Consider the following 16,299-nt stretch of genomic DNA (forward strand, 5'->3'; position numbering starts at 1 on the left):
CCGCGCTTAGTTGGCAGCAGCCTTGTTCGCCGCTCGCTCTTTGGCGACCAGATCGTCAGCCAGCTTCAATGCTTGCTCGGCACCACCGGCAGAGCCGATGTCGAAGCGGTATTTACCATTGACGATCATGGTTGGCACGCCAGTGATTTCGTACTTCTTCGCCAGCTCACGGGCCTTGACGATCTGGCCTTTGATAGCGAACGAGTCAAACGTGGCGAGGAACTTGTCCTTGTCCACGCCTTGAGTGGCGAGGAAGTCAGCCATGTCGTTCTTGTCGGTGAGCTTCTTGTGTTCTTTCTGGATCGCATTGAACACGGCGTTGTGCACCTGGTGCTCGACACCCATGGCTTCCAGAGTCAGGAACATCTGGCCGTGAGCGTCCCATGGGCCGCCGAACATGGCGGGAATGCGCACGAAGTTGACATCGGACGGCAGTTTTTCAACCCATGGATTGATCACTGGCTCAAAAGCGTAGCAATGCGGGCAGCCATACCAGAACAGCTCGACCACTTCGATTTTGCCAGGCTTTGCCACCGGCACCGGGTTGGCCAGTTCGACGTAAGGGGCGGCAGGGGCTTCAGCGGCCTGGGCGGTGACGCCGAACAGGCTGGCAGCGACGAGGGCGGCGCTGATGATCAGATTACGCATGCTTTACTCCTGAACAATTTGGGTCGCCTCGCTCGACCTGTTGCGACACAGATCCTGGCGGGCATGAGTGCTGTAGTGTAACGGCAGCGGCCACAAAAAAGGGCGGCCAAAGCCACCCTTTTTATACTTGCTGCGAAGGATTAATCGAGCGTTAACGTGGCCGGCGCTGCGCGCCTCGTTCAGCCCTCGAATCAGGGCCTCAGTGCAGGCCCTGGATGTAGCTGGAAACCGCAGCGATGTCTTCGTCGCTCAGCTTGCGCGCGATGGTGCGCATGGTCATTGCGTCGCCGTCGTTGGCGCGACCGCCTTCTTCCTTGCGGAAATCGGTCAGTTGCTTGGCAATGTATTGCGCATGCTGGCCACCCAGATGCGGGAAGCCTGCTGCAGCATTGCCGGAGCCGTTCGGCGAGTGGCAGCCGGTGCAGGCTGGCAGACCTTTTTCCAGGTTGCCGCCACGGAACAGCGCTTCACCGCGAGCGACGATCTTCGGATCGGCGGCGCCGACGCTGCCTTTCTGACTGGCGAAGTACGCGGCCATGTCGGCCAGATCCTGGTCATTCAGGTTGGTCAGCAGCCCGGTCATTTCCAGCACCACGCGCTTGCCCGACTTGATGTCATGCAATTGCTTGTCGAGGTAGCGTTCACCTTGACCTGCCAGTTTCGGAAAGTTTGGCGCCATGCTGTTGCCGTCCGGGCCATGGCAGGCTCCGCACACGGCAGCTTTGGCCTGGCCTGCTGCGGCATCGCCGGCAGCATGGGCGACACCTGAAATTCCCACGGTCAACAGCAGACTCACGATCAATTTGTTCATCAGCTAATCCAACTACGGCTAAGGGTTAAGTTATGGACCGGGCTTACTCTCGCTCATCCACAGGATGATGGCCTGGTAATCCTCGGCACTGCAGTCCATGCACAAACCACGCGGCGGCATCGCCTTGAAACCCTGGGTCACGTGTTGCACCAGCGTCCCCATACCTTTCGCCAACCTCGGCGTCCAAGCTTCCTGATCGCCTCTTGCGGGCGCCATGGGTAGTTGGCCGGAATGACAGGCACCACAAACACGGTTGTACACAGCTTCCGGATCCTGTGTAGCCTGTGCGCTGTAAAGCGGCATCAAGACTCCGGCAGCCAGCAGCCATTTCGTCATAAAACGACCTTTTCAGGGTTGAGAGCGTTCTGCGTTCTAATGCGCAATCAAAGCCTGTCGCTCTCGTGAACTTCATCCTTCGCTGGGACAAAGCACACACAAAATCTGCGGCATTATATACTGGCGTCACTGAAACGGAAGCGACACCGCGTTCCGCGCCCAATCCCGGCGCCGCCCACATCGGAAATCCCATGCAACTCAAGAATCCCATCCTCGGCCTGTGCCAACAGTCCACGTTCATGCTCAGTGCCGCCAAAGTCGATCAATGCCCTGACGATGAAGGCTTCGAAGTGGCGTTTGCCGGTCGTTCCAATGCCGGCAAATCCAGCGCGCTGAACACCCTGACTCACGCCAGCCTGGCGCGCACCTCGAAAACTCCGGGTCGCACACAGCTGTTGAACTTCTTCAAGCTAGACGATGATCGCCGTCTGGTCGACCTGCCGGGCTACGGTTATGCAAAAGTACCGATCCCGCTCAAGCAACACTGGCAGCGCCACCTCGAGGCTTACCTCGGTGGTCGGGAGAGTTTGAAAGGTCTGATTCTGATGATGGACATCCGCCATCCGATGACCGACTTCGACCTGCTGATGCTCGACTGGGCCGTCGCCGCCGGCATGCCGATGCACATCCTGCTGACCAAGGCCGACAAGCTCACCTACGGCGCAGCCAAGAACACCCTGCTGAAAGTACAGTCGGAAATCCGCAAGGGCTGGGGCGACTCGATCACCATCCAACTGTTCTCCGCACCAAAACGCATGGGCCTGGAAGAGGCCTACACCGTACTGGCCGACTGGATGGAACTGGCAGACAAAAACACCGAGACCGCTGCCGAGTAAATTCAGAATGGGGAAAAATTGGTTGTAGTGTGGCCGGGCAAGGCAAAAATAGCGCTAAAAAGCGGAGTTTAGGGGACCTAAATGAGCATTTTTAGCGGTGCTTTTAACGCAGCATGGCCGCGCTACAGCCGATTTTTTGGCAAAAAAAGCCCCGGATTTCATTGGGGAGGGAGAAATTCCGGGGTTCAAGTTCCGAACCGCTAGGGCGGGGTTCAGATATCTGCCAACACTTAACACAACATAGGAGCATCGAAGGGCTTCACCAGCCATTCAGTACCTCTGAGTGTTCGATCGACAGATTAGTTCAGATTTTTTTCAAAAAGCTTTGGAATAGCCTCAAGCATTTATCGTTCTAAGCCGGTTTACCGGGCTTGCCGCGACGTCGCGTCGCGGCACCTCTATAAACTCAGTGCGCCTCATTCAGTGCGCCTCATCCCAGTTGTTGCCCACGCCAACTTCCACCAGCAGCGGCACATCCAGTTTCGCCGCTTCGCTCATGTGCGTACGTATCTCGGCGCTGACCTGCTCGACCAGATCCTCGCGAACCTCCAGCACCAGTTCGTCGTGCACTTGCAGGATGACCCGGGCATCCAGCCCCGACGTGGCCAGCCAGTTATCCACAGCCACCATGGCTTTCTTGATGATGTCCGCTGCCGTGCCCTGCATCGGCGCGTTGATCGCTGTGCGTTCTGCAGCGGCGCGTTCCTGCGGCTTGTTCGAGTTGATCTCCGGCAGGTACAGGCGACGACCGAAGAATGTTTCGACGTAACCCTGATCCGCCGCCTGCGCGCGAGTGCGCTCCATGTATTCGCGAACGCCTGGATAACGAGCGAAGTAAGTATCGATGTAGGCCTTGGCGGTCTTGGTGTCGACGCCGATGTCCTTGCCGAGCTTCTGCGCGCCCATGCCGTAGATCAGACCGAAGTTGATCGCCTTGGCGCTGCGGCGCTGGTCGGAGGTCACTTGATCGAGCTCGACCTTGAATACTTCGGCAGCGGTTGCAGTGTGCACGTCGAGATTGTTGCGAAAGGCGTTCATCAGGCCTTCATCGCGGGACAGGTGGGCCATGATCCGCAATTCGATCTGCGAGTAGTCCGCCGCCAGTAGTTTGTAGCCCTTCGGCGCGACGAATGCCTGACGAATGCGCCGGCCTTCGGCAGTGCGTACCGGGATGTTCTGCAGGTTCGGGTCACTGGAAGACAGGCGCCCGGTCGAAGCCACGGCCTGATGATACGAGGTGTGGATGCGCCCAGTGCGCGGGTTGATCTGTTCAGGCAGGCGATCGGTGTAAGTGCTTTTCAGCTTGCTCATCGAACGGTGCTCCATCAGCACCTTCGGCAAGCGGTGATCGTCTTCGGCGAGTTTCGCCAGCACTTCTTCAGCAGTGGACGGCTGGCCTTTGGCGGTTTTCTTCAGCACCGGCAGGCCGAGCTTTTCATAAAGAATCACGCCCAGCTGCTTCGGCGAGCCGAGGTTGAATTCTTCCCCGGCGATTTCGAAGGCTTCACGCTCCAGCGCGACCATTTTGTTGCCCAGCTCAATGCTCTGAATGCCCAGCAACTCGGCATCGACGAACGCACCCTGGCGTTCGATGCGCGCCAGCACTGGCACCAGCGGGATTTCGATGTCGGTCAAGACGCTGGCCAGGCTCGGAATCGCGCTGAGCTTGTCGAACAGGGCCTGATGCAGGCGCAGGGTGATGTCGGCGTCTTCGGCGGCGTACGGCCCGGCCTGTTCCAGGGCGATCTGGTCGAAGGTCAGTTGCTTGGCACCTTTGCCAGCGATGTCCTGGAAGCTAACCGTGGTGTGGTCAAGGTACTTCTGCGCGAGGCTGTCCATGTCGTGACGGGTCGCGGTGGAATTGAGTACGTAGGACTCGAGCATGGTGTCGAAGGCGATGCCGCGCACGCTGATGCCTTCACTCTGATCGCCGCCAATGGCGCAGTTGGCCAGAATGTTCATGTCGAACTTGGCGTGCTGGCCAACCTTGAGTTTGTTCGGGTCTTCCAGAATCGGCTTGAGTGCGCGCAGCACGGTGTCGCGATCCAGCTGCTCCGGCACGCCGATGTAGGAGTGGGTCAGCGGGATGTACGCAGCTTCGTTGGCCTGCACCGCAAACGACAGACCGACCAGTTGCGCTCGCTGCGCGTCGATGCCGGTGGTTTCGGTGTCGAAGGCGATCAGTTTGGCGTTGCGCAATTTTTCCAGCCAGACGTCGAAGCGGGCCTGATCGAGGATGGTTTCGTACGCGGCCTCGGCAGGGGCAGCAGGTGCCTCGGCTTGCGGGGCGCTGAACAGATCATGGGCGGGCGCAGGTTCGGCCGCCGCGCTCAGTTCCAGGCGTTTGGCATCGCGATCCAGATCATTGAGCCAGCTCTTGAATTCCAACAGGGTGTACAGCTCGTAGAGTTTGGCCGGATCCTCCTGGCCCATCTGCAGATCATCGAGGCCGATATCCAGCGGCACGTCGACCTTGATGGTCGCCAGTTGATAGGACAGGAAAGCCATTTCCCGGTGCTCTTCGAGCTTGGCCGGCAAGGTTTTTGCGCCACGGATCGGCAGGGTCGGCACGATGTCGAGGTTGGCGTACAGCTCGGTCAGACCGCCGTTGACGCCGACCAGCAGGCCGGACGCCGTCTTCGGGCCGATGCCCGGCACGCCCGGAATGTTGTCGGAGGAATCGCCCATCAGCGCCAGGTAATCGATGATCTGTTCCGGTGCGACGCCAAATTTCTCCTTAACGCCCTCCACATCCATCGAGCTACCGGACATGGTGTTGACCAAGGTAATGTGGCCGTCGACCAGTTGCGCCATGTCCTTGTCACCGGTGGAAATGATCACCGGGCGATCTGCTGCCGCACTGCTGCGGGCCAGGGTGCCGATCACATCGTCGGCCTCGACGCCGTCCACGCACAGGAGCGGGAAGCCGAGGGCGATCACGCTCTGGTGCAGCGGCTCGATCTGCACGCGCATGTCATCGGGCATGCTTGGCCGGTTGGCCTTGTATTCGGCGTACATCTCATCGCGAAATGTCCCGCCCTTGGCGTCGAACACCACGGCGAAGGGGCTGTCCGGGTACTGCTTGCGCAGACTCTTGAGCATGTTCAGCACGCCTTTGACCGCACCGGTCGGCAGGCCTTTGGACGTGGTCAGTGGCGGCAGTGCATGAAAGGCGCGGTACAGGTAAGACGAACCGTCCACCAGGACGAGGGGGGCTTGGCTCATGAGCAGGATCAACCTTTTCGGCGGGTCCGGCGCTAGAATAGCGGGACCGTTGACGACAAAGGGACAAGGTTATCATGCGTACGTTAAATCGCTTGCTGCTGGTCGGGTTGATCGCTGTCTCACCACTGGCCGCGATTGCGGCGGATGATGCGCCGGGCGGCGACCCCGAGGTCACCATCCGCACGGAGGGCGACAAGACTATTCAGGAGTACCGTCAGAACGGTTTCCTGTATGCGATCAAGGTCACGCCGAAGGGCGCGCCGCCGTACTTTCTGGTGCGCGCCGACGGAACGGATGCCAATTTCATCCGCTCGGACCAGCCGGATATGCTGATCCCGTCATGGAAGATATTCGAATGGAAGTAGGTTTTTAATTCACCCGGCGCCGCCGCTGCGGCGCCCGTACTGGCAGTCAAGACATGTCTGTGTTCACTCCCCTGGCTCGGTCCGAGCTGGAAACCTTTCTCGCCCCTTACGGGCTCGGCCGCCTGCTTGATTTCCAGGGGATCGCCGCCGGCAGCGAAAACACCAATTTCTTCATCAGCCTGGAGCAGGGCGAGTTTGTCCTGACCCTGGTCGAACGCGGCCCGGTGCAGGAGATGCCGTTCTTCATCGACCTGCTCGACGTGCTGCACGAAGCCGAACTGCCGGTGCCTTACGCCCTGCGCACCACCGACGGCGTGGCACTGCGTGAACTCAAAGGCAAACCGGCCCTGCTGCAACCGCGTCTGTCGGGCAAGCACATCAAGGTCGCCAACGCCCAGCATTGCGCCCAGGTCGGCGAATTGCAGGCGCATCTGCACCTGGCAACCCAGGGCGAGCGCATGATCAAGCGCAAAACTGATCGCGGTCTGGACTGGATGCTGGAGGAGGGCACTGAATTCCTCTCGCACCTGAGCGATGAGCCGCGTGCCTTGCTGCAAAAGGCGCTGGATGAGATCACCGAGCGCAAAGACAAGATCCTTGCACTGCCTCGGGCGAACATTCACGCCGACCTGTTCCGCGACAACGCCATGTTCGAAGGCACCCACCTGACCGGGCTTATCGACTTCTACAACGCCTGCTCGGGGCCGATGCTGTACGACGTGGCAATTGCCTTGAATGATTGGTGTTCTGACGAGGAGGGCGTGATCGATGGCCCGCGTGCGCGTGCGTTTCTCGGTGCCTATGCGGCGCTGCGCCCGTTCACGGCGGCGGAGGCTGAGCTCTGGCCAACGATGTTGCGTGTGGCCTGTGTGCGGTTCTGGCTGTCACGCTTGATCGCCGCCGAGCAGTTCGCCGGGCAGGATGTGTTGATTCACGATCCGCAAGAGTTCGAGCAGCGCCTGGCGCAGCGGCAGAAGGTCAATACACCGTTGCCCTTCGCCCTCTGAGTAGATTCGCCAAGCAAACATGAACCTGTGGGAGCGAGCCTGCTCGCGAAGGCGGCGGCCCGTTCAGCATTTTTGCTGACTGACCCACCGCTTTCGCGAGCAGGCTCGCTCCCACAGGGTTTGTGTTGTTACAGGGATTCCAGGCATCCCGCCAAATCATTGCCCAACTTTTCCAGCACCTGCTCATAGCCCTGAGCCGTCGCCGGCGTATAACCACCCAACGCATCCAGTTCCGCCAGCTTCACCGGCAAACCGGCCACCAGGGTTTCCGCAAGACGCGGACGCAATGGCGGCTCGCTGAATACACAGGTCTTGCCTACTTCCTGCAAACGCTTGCGCATCGCCGCGACATGCTGGGCGCCGGGCTGTACTTCAGCGGCCACCGCGAACACCCCGGCGTGCTTCAGGCCGTAAGCGTCTTCGAAATAATCAAAGGCCTCGTGAAAGACGAAGTACGGCTTGCCTTCGACATTGGCCAGACGCGTCTTCAAGCGCTGATCCAGCGCATCCAGACGTTCATCGAAGGCTTTGGCATTGCTCTGATAGCGCTGGGCATTGGCCGGGTCGGCGGCGCTGAGGTCGGCGGCCATTTTGTCGGCGATCACCCGCGCATTGAACGGTGACAGCCACAAATGTGCATCCAGCGAGCCGGGGCGATGATCGTGATCATGCTCGTCGGCTTCTTCGGCATGGGAATGGTTGTCCGCGCCGAAATGCCGCAGCTTGAGCCCCGGCAGATCCTGCACCGCAACGCTCGGCAGGCTGCGACCGCCGAGCACGCGCGGCAGGAAACCTTCCATGTCCGGGCCGATCCAGTAGAGCAGATCGACCGACTGCACCTTCCGTACGTCGGACGGGCGCAGGGCGTAATTGTGCGGCGAGGCACCCGGTGGCAGCAGCACCTCGGGAATCGCCACGCCGTCCTGCACGGCAGCGGCAATCAGCTGCAACGGTTTGATACTGGTGAGCACTTTGACCTCGGCCTGGGCCGCACCGATCAGCAGAAAACTGGCAACAAAAGCCACAAAAACAGAAAAAAGTCGGGACACGATGACCACTCAAGGAAGCGAGAACGGGTAACATAATAACGTCTCCAGCAAATCTCGTCGCCGCTCATGCCTATTACACCGATTGCCAGCCGTCCCCACGACCACTCCCATTGCGTGCACAGCGCTCTGTCCGAGGCCGATACCTTGTGCGCGCAGAAAGGTTTGCGTCTGACTGCCCTGCGCCGCCGCGTGCTGGAACTGGTCTGGCAGAGCCACAAGCCGCTGGGTGCCTACGACATCCTTGCGGTGCTCAGCGAGCAGGACGGCCGCCGCGCCGCGCCGCCTACGGTGTACCGCGCCCTGGATTTCCTGCTGGAAAACGGCCTGGTCCATCGCATCTCGTCGCTCAACGCCTTCGTTGGCTGCGTGCATCCTGAACACGCGCATCAGGGCCAGTTCCTGATCTGCCGCGAGTGCCACGCCGCCATCGAACTTGAGCAAAAAGTGATCAGCGACGCGATCATCAGCAGCGCCAAAGACGTGGGTTTCATCGTCGAAGCGCAGACGGTCGAAGTGGTTGGTCTGTGCGCCGGTTGCCAGGGGGCCTGATGAGCAACGCGCTGATCCGTCTGGAGCAGGTCGCCGTCACGTTTGCCGGGCAGACCGTGCTGGACAACATCGAGCTGAGCGTCGAACCGGGGCAGATCGTCACCCTGATCGGCCCCAATGGCGCCGGCAAGACCACGCTGGTACGTGCCGTGCTCGGGCTGTTGAAGCCAAACAGCGGCAGCGTCTGGCGCAAACCGAAACTGCGCGTCGGCTACATGCCGCAGAAGCTGCATGTCGACCCGACCCTGCCGCTGTCAGTGCTGCGCTTCTTGCGCCTGGTGCCTGGCGTCGATCGTTCGCGTGCCTTGGCCGCGTTGAAGGAAGTCGGCGCCGAACACGTGATCGACAGCCCGGTGCAGAGCGTTTCCGGCGGCGAAATGCAGCGCGTGCTGCTGGCTCGGGCACTGCTGCGTGAGCCAGAGCTGCTGGTGCTCGACGAGCCGGTGCAGGGCGTCGACGTGGCCGGGCAGGCCGAGCTGTACAGCTTGATCACCCGTCTGCGCGACCGCCACGGTTGCGGCGTGCTGATGGTGTCCCACGATTTGCATCTGGTGATGAGCACCACCGATCAGGTGGTCTGTCTCAACCGCCACGTCTGCTGCTCCGGGCACCCCGAGCAGGTCAGCGGCGATCCGGCATTCGTCGAGTTGTTCGGCAAGAACGCGCCGAGTCTGGCGATCTATCACCACCATCACGACCACGCCCACGACCTGCACGGTTCGGTGGTCAAAGGCCCGCTCGGCGGGCAGCCTCATGTTCATGGAGACGGCTGCAAGCATGGCTGATTTTCTTTTGTATGCCCTGCTTGCAGGTCTGGCCCTGGCGCTGGTGGCCGGGCCGCTCGGCTCGTTTGTGGTGTGGCGGCGCATGGCCTATTTCGGCGATACCCTGTCCCACGCTGCGTTGCTCGGCGTGGCACTGGGCTTTTTGCTGGACGTCAGCCCGACCGTGGCGGTGACGGTCGGTTGCCTGCTGCTGGCGGTGCTCTTGGTGACGCTGCAACAGCGTCAGCCACTGGCATCCGACACGCTGTTGGGAATTCTTGCGCCAAGCACGCTCTCTCTCGGCCTGGTGGTACTAAGCTTCATGCATGAAGTGCGGATCGACCTGATGGCCTATCTGTTCGGCGACTTGCTGGCAATCAGTCCGAGCGACCTGGCGTGGATTCTCGGTGGCACCGCGGCGGTGCTGGTGTTGCTGGTGACGCTGTGGCGGCCGCTGCTGGCGGTCACCGTGCACGAAGAACTGGCGCGGGTCGAAGGCTTGCCGGTGGCCGGTTTGCGCTTGGCGCTGATGCTGTTGATCGCGGTGGTGATCGCCGTGGCGATGAAAATCGTCGGCGTGCTGCTGATCACTTCGCTGCTGATCATCCCGGCGGCTGCGGCACAGCGTCACGCCCGTTCGCCGGAGCAGATGGCGCTGGGGGCGAGCCTGCTGGGCATGCTCGCGGTGTGCGGCGGGCTGGCGTTGTCGTGGTTCAAGGACACCCCGGCGGGGCCGTCTATCGTGGTGACGGCAGCCGCGCTGTTTCTGTTGAGTTTTGTTCTGCCCCGTCGTGGGGTGTAGACTTGGCCGCTTTTTGCGCAATTAGAGAGTCGCAGGAATGAAGCCGTTCGCCTCCCGTTATCTGCTCCTTGTCGCATTTTCAGTGCTACTGGGCGCCTGCCAAAGCACGCCGCCGGTGGCTGAAGTCCCGGACGCGCGGGCTACGGCCATCGCACAGCTGGAGCAAAGCCTGGCCAGCAGCGAACTGGCCACCGCCGAAGACCAGTTGGCCGCCTTGCAGGCCGCTACCCCCAACGATCAATCCCTTGAGCAGTACCAGCGGCAACTGGCCGAGGCGTATTTGCGCCGCAGCCAGATCGTCCTGCAGAAAGGCGATGTCAACGCTGCCGCCACCGCGCTCAGCCGCGCCCGTGCTCTGATGCCCAAGGCGCCAGCGCTGACCGGCGGCGTCAACGGCGCGATCACCGAAGCGCGCAAGGCCGAGCTGGAAAAGGCTGAGGCCGCACTGCTGGCAGCTGAAGCCAGGCCGAAAGCCAAGGTCATCGACCCGACCGCCGAGAGCACCACAGTTGCGTTGAACATCGGTGATATTCACAAGCTGCAACGACAACTCGATGCGATCGCCGCCGATGTGGTGAATTACGAATGCGCCGTCAGCATTCAGGCGCCGCGCACCGCGGATTATCCATGGCTGGCGACGTTGCTGAGCAAGCGAGTCAAGAAGCTAGATCCTGATTTTGATTTGCAAATCGAGAAGCAGATCTTGCGCACAGTGCCGGCGCAGATGGTTTTAAGCCCGCGCAAGCCATAAAAAGCTTCGTCGGAACGCCGCCCGGAGCAGGCTCGCTCCCACAGGTGCAACAGCGTACCTGTGGGAGCGAGCCTGCTCGCGAAAGCGTCCTCTCAGCCAATAAAGATCTTAAGCCGGAATCGCCTTAGCCTTAGGCTCCCGCGCCCAGACCCGATGCTCGCCAATCGCGGCGAAGAACGGTTTGGTCAACGCACCCACATCCGCGCCCTGCAACAGCCCCGCATCCGCGTCGAGCTTCAGCAAGTCCTGCAACTGCTTGGCCTCGCCGTGCAGCGCGATCGCCTTCAGGTGCTTGTAGGCCTCCAGCAGATAATGCAGCGCTACGCCGTCGCCGCTCAACGCGGTAATCGACGCCGCGCCACCCGGTACGAACACCGCATCGAACGCAATTGAAGGCATGCCTTCCATCGACGCATCCACCGGCAAAGCCTTGCCGTCAGCGGCTTTCACTGGAGCCGAGGTTGGGCCGAGCAGTTTCGCGTGGGCGCCTTCGGCTTCCAGCGCTTTCTTCATCGCATCGATGGCCGCAGCGTCAACGCCGTTGGCAGCAAGAATCGCCACCTTGCGCGTCTTGATGTTGCCCGGCAGCAGGTTGGCCTGGCTCAGCGCTGGCGATTGCTCCAGCGAAGTCTTGCGCACTTCTACCGTGCCTTTGGCTGGCGCCGGCAAACCAAGGTTTTCCGCCACGCGTTTGGCCAGGGTCAGGTCGATATTGGCAAGGATCTCGTTCACTTCACGGGCACGAATGAACTCACGTTCGACCTTGCCCAGCTCGAAGCTGTAGGCAGCGATGATGTGCTCTTTCTCGTGGTCGCTCATGCTGTTGAAGAACAAGCGGGCCTGAGAGAAGTGATCGCTGAACGATTCGCTGCGCTGACGGATCTTCGCGGCGTCGATGCGCTCCGGGTAGCTCTCGAAACCACCGTCCTGTGCCGCCGGCGGGGTTTCTTTCGGCCAGCCGCCGTCGATCGAGTTTGGCTCGTACGAGGCACGACCCTTATCGATGGTGGTGCGGTGCTGTGCGTCACGCTGGCCGTTGTGGAACGGCGCCACCGGACGGTTGATCGGCAGCTCATGGAAGTTCGGCCCGCCGAGTCGGCTGATCTGCGTGTCGGTGTAGGAAAACAGCCGACCTTGCAGCAGCGGGTCATTGGAGAAGTCGATGCCTGGCACGATGTGGCCAGGGCAGAAGGCGACCTGCTCGGTTTCGGCGAAGAAGTTGTCCGGGTTGCGGTTCAGGGTCATTTTGCCCAGCGGCGTAATCGGGACGATTTCTTCGGGGATGATCTTGGTCGGGTCGAGAATGTCGAAATCAAAGTCGTGTTCGTTCTCTTCTTCGACGATCTGCACGCCCAGTTCCCACTCCGGGTAATCGCCCATCTCGATCGCTTCCCACAGGTCGCGGCGGTGGTAGTCGGTGTCCTTACCGGCGAGCTTCTGCGCCTCGTCCCACACCAGCGAGCAAGTGCCGGCGGTAGGGCGCCAGTGGAATTTGACGAAGCGTGATTTGCCCTCGGCGTTGATCAGGCGGAAGGTGTGTACGCCAAAGCCCTGCATGCTGCGCAGGCTTTTCGGGATCGCCCGGTCGGACATCGCCCAGATGACCATGTGCGCCGATTCCGGCACCAGCGAGACGAAGTCCCAGAACGTGTCGTGAGCCGAGCCGCCGGTGGGAATTTCGTTGTGCGGCTCGGGTTTCACCGCGTGGACGAAGTCCGGGAACTTGATCGCGTCCTGAATGAAGAACACCGGCATGTTGTTGCCGACCAGGTCGAAGTTACCCTCGTCGGTAAAGAATTTCACCGCAAAGCCGCGCACGTCACGCACTGTATCGCCGGAACCTCGTGGCCCCTGCACCGTGGAAAAGCGCACGAACACTGGCGTCTTCTTGCCCGGATCCTGTAGGAAACCGGCCTTGGTCAGTGCTGCATGGTTCTCGTAGGTCTGAAAGAAACCGTGGGCGCCGGTACCGCGCGCATGGACGATGCGCTCTGGAATACGCTCATGGTCAAAATGCGTGATCTTTTCACGCATGATGAAGTCTTCCAGCAGCGACGGCCCGCGCGGCCCGGCTTTGAGGGTGTTCTGGTTGTCGGCGATCTTCACGCCCTGATTGGTGCGCAGTGCCTGACCGGTGGCGTCGGAACGGTATTCTTCCAGGCTGTCGAGCTTGGCGTTGGTGTTGGCGCGATCCGGGGTATCGGTCCCGGCCATTTCGCTTTTATCAGGTGCAGGCTTTTTGATGCTCATCAGACGTAAACTCCTCGTTTGGCCCCGGATGCCTTCCGCAGACCCTTGAGTGATTCCCGGGCACGGCACCCAGGGGTTTCAAGTCGCTTAACTAGTGACTGATGAGGCGCTCGGAGCGTTCCTTTTTTATGACCTTTGATCTTGTTATTGCCAAATCGAAGGTTAATTGCGAAATAAATGCTAAGAACCTCTATACGGACAGGCTAAAATGCGCGCCCGGCTAACCGCTGATCCTTTTCCAACGCGCCCCACAAGGTTCGCTACGTGATCGAGTTTCAAAACGTCCACAAGACTTACCGCGTCGCCGGTAAGGATATTCCCGCGCTGCACCCGACCAGTCTCGCCATCGAGAACGGTCAGGTGTTCGGCCTGATTGGCCATTCCGGTGCGGGCAAAAGTACCCTGCTGCGTCTGATCAATCGCCTGGAAGATTCCAGTGGCGGCAAGATCATCGTCGACGGCGAAGAAGTCACCGCACTGGATGCCAACGGCCTGCGCCGTTTCCGCCAGCAGGTCGGGATGATCTTCCAACACTTCAACCTGCTCGCCTCCAAGACTGTCGCCGATAACGTGGCCCTGCCGCTGACATTGGCCGGTGAGCTTTCGAGCAGTGAAATCAATCAACGCGTGGCGGAGCTGCTGGCGCGGGTCGGTCTGTCCGACCACGCGAAAAAGTACCCGGCGCAACTGTCCGGCGGTCAGAAGCAACGCGTCGGCATTGCCCGTGCGCTGGCGACCAAGCCGAAGATTCTGCTGTGCGACGAGGCCACCAGTGCCCTCGACCCGCAGACCACCGCATCGGTTCTGCAACTGCTGGCGGAAATCAATCGCGAACTGAAACTGACCATCGTCCTGATCACCCACGAAATGGACGTGATCCGGCGCGTCTGCGATCAGGTCGCGGTGATGGACGCCGGCGTGATCGTCGAGCAGGGTCCGGTGGCCGATGTGTTCCTGCATCCGCAGCACCCGACCACCAAGCGTTTCGTTCAGGAAAGTGAGCAGATCGACGAGAGCGAACAGCGTGACGATTTCGCCCACGTGCCGGGGCGTATCGTGCGTCTGACCTTCCAGGGCGAAGCGACCTACGCGCCGTTGCTCGGCACCGTCGCCCGGGAAACCGGCGTCGACTACAGCATCCTCGCCGGTCGCATCGACCGCATCAAAGACATTCCGTACGGGCAACTGACCCTCGCTGTCACCGGTGGCGACATGGAAGCGGCGTTTGCCCGCTTCACCGCCGCTGACGTTCACATGGAGGTGTTGCGCTAATGGAAATGTTTGACGCTGCAATCAAGCAATACGACGCCGCGATAGAAGCCATCAAACTGTTCTTTCAGAACATCGACTGGCTTGAAATCGGCCTCGCCACCAACGACACCATGCTGATGCTCGGCGGTTCGCTGCTGTTCACCGTGCTGCTCGGCCTGCCGCTGGGCGTGCTGCTGTTTCTCTGCAGCCCGCGTCAGTTGCTGGAGAACCGGGGTCTCTATGCAGTCCTGTCGGTTATGGTGAACATCTTGCGTTCGCTGCCGTTCATCATTCTGCTGATCGTGATGATCCCGTTCACCGTGCTGATCACCGGCACCTCGCTGGGTGTGGCCGGGGCGATCCCGCCGCTGGTGGTGGGCGCCACGCCGTTCTTCGCGCGTCTGGTGGAAACCGCGCTGCGCGAAGTCGATCGCGGCATCATCGAAGCGACCCAGTCGATGGGCGCGACCACGCGGCAGATCATCATGAACGCCCTGCTGCCGGAAGCCCGTCCGGGCATCTTCGCAGCGATTACGGTGACAGCGATTACACTGGTGTCCTACACGGCGATGGCCGGTGTGGTTGGCGCCGGTGGTCTGGGCGACCTGGCGATCCGTTTCGGCTACCAGCGTTTCCAGACCGACGTGATGATCGTCACCGTGGTGCTGCTGTTGATTCTGGTGCAAGTGCTGCAAATGGTTGGCGACCGCCTGGTCGTGCATTTCTCGCGCAAATAAGCGGTTTTTTAATCAAGAGGCGCGGGCCATTCGCTGGCGGGCGCCCTCACAAGGAGTTAGCTGAATGAAAAAACTGATCGCTGCTTTCGCCGCTGTTGCGGCGTTTTCGGCCCACGCCGAGACCCTGACCGTTGCCGCCACTCCGGTGCCGCACGCGGAAATCCTTGAGTTCGTCAAACCGGCCCTGGCCAAGGAAGGCGTGGATCTGAAGGTCAAGGTCTTCACCGACTACATTCAGCCGAACGTACAGGTCGCGGAAAAACGCCTGGACGCCAACTTCTTCCAGCACCAGCCGTACCTCGATGAGTTCAACAAGGCCAAGGGCACTGATCTGGTCGCCGTGACCGGCGTGCACCTGGAGCCACTGGGCGCTTATTCGAGCAAGCTCAAGGATCTGAAAGACCTGCCCGGCGGTGCCAACGTGGTAATCCCGAACGACGCCACCAATGGCGGCCGTGCGCTGTTGCTGCTGGCCAAGGCTGGCGTGATCACTTTGAAGGACCCGACCAACATTCTGTCGACCCTCAAAGACATCGAGCAAAACCCGAAAGACCTGAAGATCCGTGAACTGGAAGCCGCGACCATTCCGCGCGTGCTGACCCAGGTCGATCTGGCGCTGATCAACACCAACTATGCGCTGGAAGCCAAGCTCGATCCGTCCAAGGATGCGCTGGTAATCGAAGGCAACGACTCGCCATACGTGAACATCCTTGTGTCCCGCGCGGACAACAAGGACAGCGACGCGATGAAGAAACTGGCGGCTGCGCTGCACAGCCCGCAAGTGAAGCAGTTCATTACCGAGAAGTACAAAGGCGCGGTGTTGCCGGCGTTCTGATTAAGGTTGCTGCAATGAAAAGGGGCGCATCTGATGCGCCCCTTTTTTTTGCCTGGAATATGATCTGTGTGGGAGCGAGCCTG

16 protein-coding genes are annotated in these 16,299 nt (G+C 60.7%); 10 read left to right on the forward strand and 6 right to left on the reverse strand.

Annotated elements, in window-relative coordinates; genetic code table 11:
- Positions 1-6: 6 nt before the first annotated feature.
- From KVG87_RS07065 to KVG87_RS07075, 3 genes are all read right to left on the reverse strand, one after another.
- Positions 7-648, reverse strand: coding sequence for a thiol:disulfide interchange protein DsbA/DsbL (locus tag KVG87_RS07065; RefSeq protein ID WP_016772349.1), 642 nt, complete (start codon positions 646-648; stop codon positions 7-9).
- A gap of 199 nt (positions 649-847) precedes the next feature.
- On the reverse strand, positions 848-1,459 hold the full coding sequence (locus KVG87_RS07070; RefSeq protein ID WP_217849890.1) for a c-type cytochrome: 612 nt from the start codon (positions 1,457-1,459) through the stop codon (positions 848-850).
- Positions 1,460-1,489: 30 nt separating this feature from the next.
- The gene (locus KVG87_RS07075) at positions 1,490-1,795 is read right to left on the reverse strand and encodes a c-type cytochrome (RefSeq protein WP_016772347.1); all 306 of its coding nucleotides are present in this window, start codon (positions 1,793-1,795) and stop codon (positions 1,490-1,492) included.
- Between the two features lie 191 nt (positions 1,796-1,986).
- On the opposite strand from KVG87_RS07075, the gene yihA reads away from it, so the two are divergent.
- Entirely contained in the window at positions 1,987-2,631 is a 645-nt protein-coding gene (gene yihA, locus KVG87_RS07080; protein ID WP_076564824.1) for a ribosome biogenesis GTP-binding protein YihA/YsxC, read from the forward strand.
- Positions 2,632-3,051: 420 nt separating this feature from the next.
- Here the strand turns inward: yihA and polA are convergent, their stop codons facing one another.
- On the reverse strand, positions 3,052-5,856 hold the full coding sequence (gene polA / locus KVG87_RS07085; protein ID WP_217849891.1) for a DNA polymerase I: 2,805 nt from the start codon (positions 5,854-5,856) through the stop codon (positions 3,052-3,054).
- A gap of 74 nt (positions 5,857-5,930) precedes the next feature.
- On the opposite strand from polA, the gene KVG87_RS07090 reads away from it, so the two are divergent.
- On the forward strand, positions 5,931-6,221 hold the full coding sequence (locus KVG87_RS07090) for a DUF2782 domain-containing protein (RefSeq protein ID WP_041476480.1): 291 nt from the start codon (positions 5,931-5,933) through the stop codon (positions 6,219-6,221).
- A 53-nt stretch (positions 6,222-6,274) separates the two neighbouring features.
- The gene (locus tag KVG87_RS07095; RefSeq protein WP_217849892.1) at positions 6,275-7,228 is read left to right on the forward strand and encodes a homoserine kinase; all 954 of its coding nucleotides are present in this window, start codon (positions 6,275-6,277) and stop codon (positions 7,226-7,228) included.
- 128 nt (positions 7,229-7,356) lie between these two features.
- On the opposite strand, the gene KVG87_RS07100 is transcribed toward KVG87_RS07095, so the two are convergent.
- Positions 7,357-8,277 carry a zinc ABC transporter substrate-binding protein gene (locus tag KVG87_RS07100; RefSeq protein WP_217849894.1) on the reverse strand — a complete coding sequence of 307 codons (921 nt, stop codon included), beginning with the start codon at positions 8,275-8,277 and terminating at the stop codon, positions 7,357-7,359.
- A 66-nt stretch (positions 8,278-8,343) separates the two neighbouring features.
- Between KVG87_RS07100 and KVG87_RS07105 the strand changes: the two genes are divergently transcribed.
- The 4 genes from KVG87_RS07105 to KVG87_RS07120 are packed head-to-tail and all read left to right on the forward strand — an operon-like array spanning position 8,344 to position 11,143.
- Complete coding sequence (locus tag KVG87_RS07105; RefSeq protein WP_024014990.1) at positions 8,344-8,826, forward strand: Fur family transcriptional regulator; 483 nt, start codon at positions 8,344-8,346, stop codon at positions 8,824-8,826.
- Entirely contained in the window at positions 8,826-9,611 is a 786-nt protein-coding gene (gene znuC, locus KVG87_RS07110) for a zinc ABC transporter ATP-binding protein ZnuC (protein WP_024014991.1), read from the forward strand. The genes KVG87_RS07105 and znuC overlap by 1 nt, the downstream gene beginning before the upstream one ends.
- Positions 9,604-10,392: a zinc ABC transporter permease subunit ZnuB gene (gene znuB, locus KVG87_RS07115; protein WP_016772340.1), complete on the forward strand. Its 789-nt coding sequence runs from the start codon at positions 9,604-9,606 to the stop codon at positions 10,390-10,392. The genes znuC and znuB overlap by 8 nt, the downstream gene beginning before the upstream one ends.
- Positions 10,393-10,429: 37 nt before the next feature.
- Positions 10,430-11,143 (forward strand): PA5502 family lipoprotein, encoded by a 714-nt coding sequence (locus tag KVG87_RS07120; protein ID WP_016772339.1) that lies wholly within the window; start codon positions 10,430-10,432, stop codon positions 11,141-11,143.
- A 108-nt stretch (positions 11,144-11,251) separates the two neighbouring features.
- Here the strand turns inward: KVG87_RS07120 and katE are convergent, their stop codons facing one another.
- Complete coding sequence (gene katE / locus KVG87_RS07125) at positions 11,252-13,393, reverse strand: catalase HPII (RefSeq protein ID WP_217849896.1); 2,142 nt, start codon at positions 13,391-13,393, stop codon at positions 11,252-11,254.
- A gap of 264 nt (positions 13,394-13,657) precedes the next feature.
- Between katE and KVG87_RS07130 the strand changes: the two genes are divergently transcribed.
- From KVG87_RS07130 to KVG87_RS07140, 3 genes are all read left to right on the forward strand, one after another.
- Positions 13,658-14,665 (forward strand): methionine ABC transporter ATP-binding protein, encoded by a 1,008-nt coding sequence (locus tag KVG87_RS07130; protein ID WP_016772338.1) that lies wholly within the window; start codon positions 13,658-13,660, stop codon positions 14,663-14,665.
- 5 nt (positions 14,666-14,670) lie between these two features.
- Positions 14,671-15,381, forward strand: a complete 711-nt coding sequence (locus KVG87_RS07135) for a methionine ABC transporter permease (protein WP_172834041.1) — start codon at positions 14,671-14,673, stop codon at positions 15,379-15,381.
- A 64-nt stretch (positions 15,382-15,445) separates the two neighbouring features.
- On the forward strand, positions 15,446-16,216 hold the full coding sequence (locus tag KVG87_RS07140; protein WP_217849898.1) for a MetQ/NlpA family ABC transporter substrate-binding protein: 771 nt from the start codon (positions 15,446-15,448) through the stop codon (positions 16,214-16,216).
- The last annotated feature ends 83 nt before the right edge of the window (positions 16,217-16,299 follow it).

The organism is Pseudomonas siliginis (genome assembly GCF_019145195.1).
In the GTDB taxonomy this organism is placed as follows: domain Bacteria; phylum Pseudomonadota; class Gammaproteobacteria; order Pseudomonadales; family Pseudomonadaceae; genus Aquipseudomonas; species Aquipseudomonas siliginis.